Raw genomic sequence first — 2,124 nt, forward strand, 5'->3', positions numbered from 1 at the left:
CGCTTGGCGGGGGCGCTTTCGTCCGTCGCCGGGTCCGTCATGCCCATCGTGGCGAGCGACTTGGAACGGACGATGAGGATCAGTACGGGCGCGCCGATCAGCGCCACGATGACGGAGACCGGGGCCTCGTACGGGCGGGCGACCACGCGGGCGGCGACGTCCGAGACGGTCAGGACGCAGGCGCCGACGAGGCCCGCGATGAGCAGCCGGGCGGGCAGCCGCGTGCCCGCGATGGCGCGGGCGAGGAAGCCCGCGAGGAGGCCGAGGAAGGAGATGGGTCCGGCGAGGGCGACGGCGGCGGCCGTGAGCAGGGTGACGCCGACGGCGACGACCGTACGGATCACGGGCGGCCGGTGGCCGAGGCTGCGGGCGAGGTCGTCGCCGAGGGCGAGCGCGGAGAGCGGCCGGGCGACCAGCAGCGCCACCAGGAATCCGGCGGCGAGCACCGGGGCGAGCCGCCCGAGTTCGCCGTACCCCTCGACGCCGGCGAGCAAGCCGAGCACCCAGAAACGGAACCTGTCGTACGTCTCCGCGGAGTTGACGACGATGACGCTGGTGAGCCCGCCGAAGGTGGCGCCGAGCGCCGATCCGGCGAGGACGAGCCGCATGGGGGAGCCGCCGCCCTTGCGCCCGGCGATGAGCAGCACCAGCCCGCTCGCGACCACCGCGCCCACGAAGGCACAGCCCAGATAGGCGTAACCGGAATCCAACCCGAGCAGCGCGATGCCCGCGACGACACCCAGCGAGGCACCGGCGTTCACGCCGAGCAGGCCGGTCTCGGCGAGGGGGTTGCGGGTGACCGCCTGGAGCAGGCACCCGGCGACCCCGAGGGCGCCGCCGACGAGCAGCGCGGTGAGGGTGCGGGGGATGCGCAGGTCGCCGACGACGAGGGCGAGGCGTGAATCGCCGCGCGCGCCGCGCCGGTTCAGGAGGTAGTCCAGTACGCCGCCGGGGCCGACCTCGCCCGCGCCGACGGAGAGCGACAGGGCTGCGAGCAGCAGCAGGGCGAGGCTGAATCCGGTGACGGCGAGGGCCACCTGGCGGCGGGCGGCACGCTCGGGTGCCGGGCCGCGCCCGTCCGTTTCGGTCAACTCCCGTGAGGATTCGGGCAGTTGGGGGGCGGGGGGCGTGGTGCCCACGGTCGGCATGCGCATAAGGTGAGGCTAGCCTAACTATGTCGACGGGATGGCGACCTCTGGGCAGTAGTTATACGTTAGGTTAGGCTTACCTAAAAAGTAGGGGGAGGTCGCTCACATGCCTGACCACATACCGAACGAGCCGTACGCCGAGGGCGAGTTCGCCGGGCGTACGGCTCTGGTGACCGGCGCGGGCCAGGGAATCGGCGCCGCGGTGGCCACGGCGCTTGCGGCACGGGGCGCCCATGTCGTCGCCACGGATCGCTCGGCGCGGGGGCTTGAGGAATTGGCCCTGATGGGGCGGGCGCTCGCCGGGGCGATCACGCCTCGCGTCATGGATGTCACGGACCCCGCCGCCGTCACCTCCGTCATCGACGGCGTCGTACGCGACCACGGCGCCCTCGACCTCCTCGTGAACGTCGCCGGGATCCTCCGTACCGCACCCGTCGCCGAACTGACCGACGCCGACTGGGCCGACACCTTCGCCGTGAACACCACCGGCGTCTTCCACACCTCGCGCGCCGCCGCCTCCCACATGACGGCGCGCGGCTCCGGCTGCATCATCACCGTCGCCTCCAACGCGGCCGGGATCCCGCGCACCGGCATGGCCGCGTACGCCGCGTCGAAGGCGGCGGCCACGATGTTCACCAAGTGCCTCGGCCTTGAGGTCGCCCGCAGCGGGGTGCGCTGCAACGTCGTCGCGCCGGGCTCCACGGATACGGAGATGCAGCGGGCCCTGTGGCCCGAGGGGCAGACGGAGGTGCCGCGCAGTGTCGTCGACGGTGACCCGGCGACGTACCGCACCGGCATTCCCCTCGGCCGGATCGCCGCGCCCCAGGACATCGCGGAGGCGGTGCTCTTCCTCGCCTCGGAGCGGGCCCGGCATGTGACCTTGCAGGAGCTTTACGTCGATGGCGGCGCTTCGCTGCGCTGAGCTTGGGCGGTTTCCTGGGCCGCCGCTTCGCGGCGGATGGCTCCCCCACCCACC

The 2,124-nt window shown here is 73.0% G+C and carries 2 protein-coding genes; one reads left to right on the top strand and one right to left on the bottom strand.

Annotated features, from left to right (window positions below):
• A partial coding sequence (locus GKQ77_RS32045) for a FecCD family ABC transporter permease (protein WP_219692632.1) occupies positions 1 to 1,154 on the bottom strand: 1,154 nt, incomplete at its 3' end.
• A 100-nt stretch (positions 1,155 to 1,254) separates the two neighbouring features.
• Here GKQ77_RS32045 and GKQ77_RS32050 point away from each other — a divergent pair.
• Complete coding sequence (locus GKQ77_RS32050) at positions 1,255 to 2,070, top strand: 2,3-dihydro-2,3-dihydroxybenzoate dehydrogenase (RefSeq protein ID WP_219692633.1); 816 nt, start codon at positions 1,255 to 1,257, stop codon at positions 2,068 to 2,070.
• Positions 2,071 to 2,124 lie beyond the last annotated feature (54 nt).

The sequence above is a fragment of the Streptomyces anatolicus genome (genome assembly GCF_019400875.1).
Taxonomy (GTDB): domain Bacteria; phylum Actinomycetota; class Actinomycetes; order Streptomycetales; family Streptomycetaceae; genus Streptomyces; species Streptomyces anatolicus.

Coding starts and splice junctions, on each gene's coding strand:
- GKQ77_RS32050 (WP_219692633.1), top strand. CDS start 1,255: ATGCCTGACCACATACCGAACGAGCCGTACGCCGAGGGCGAGTTCGCC.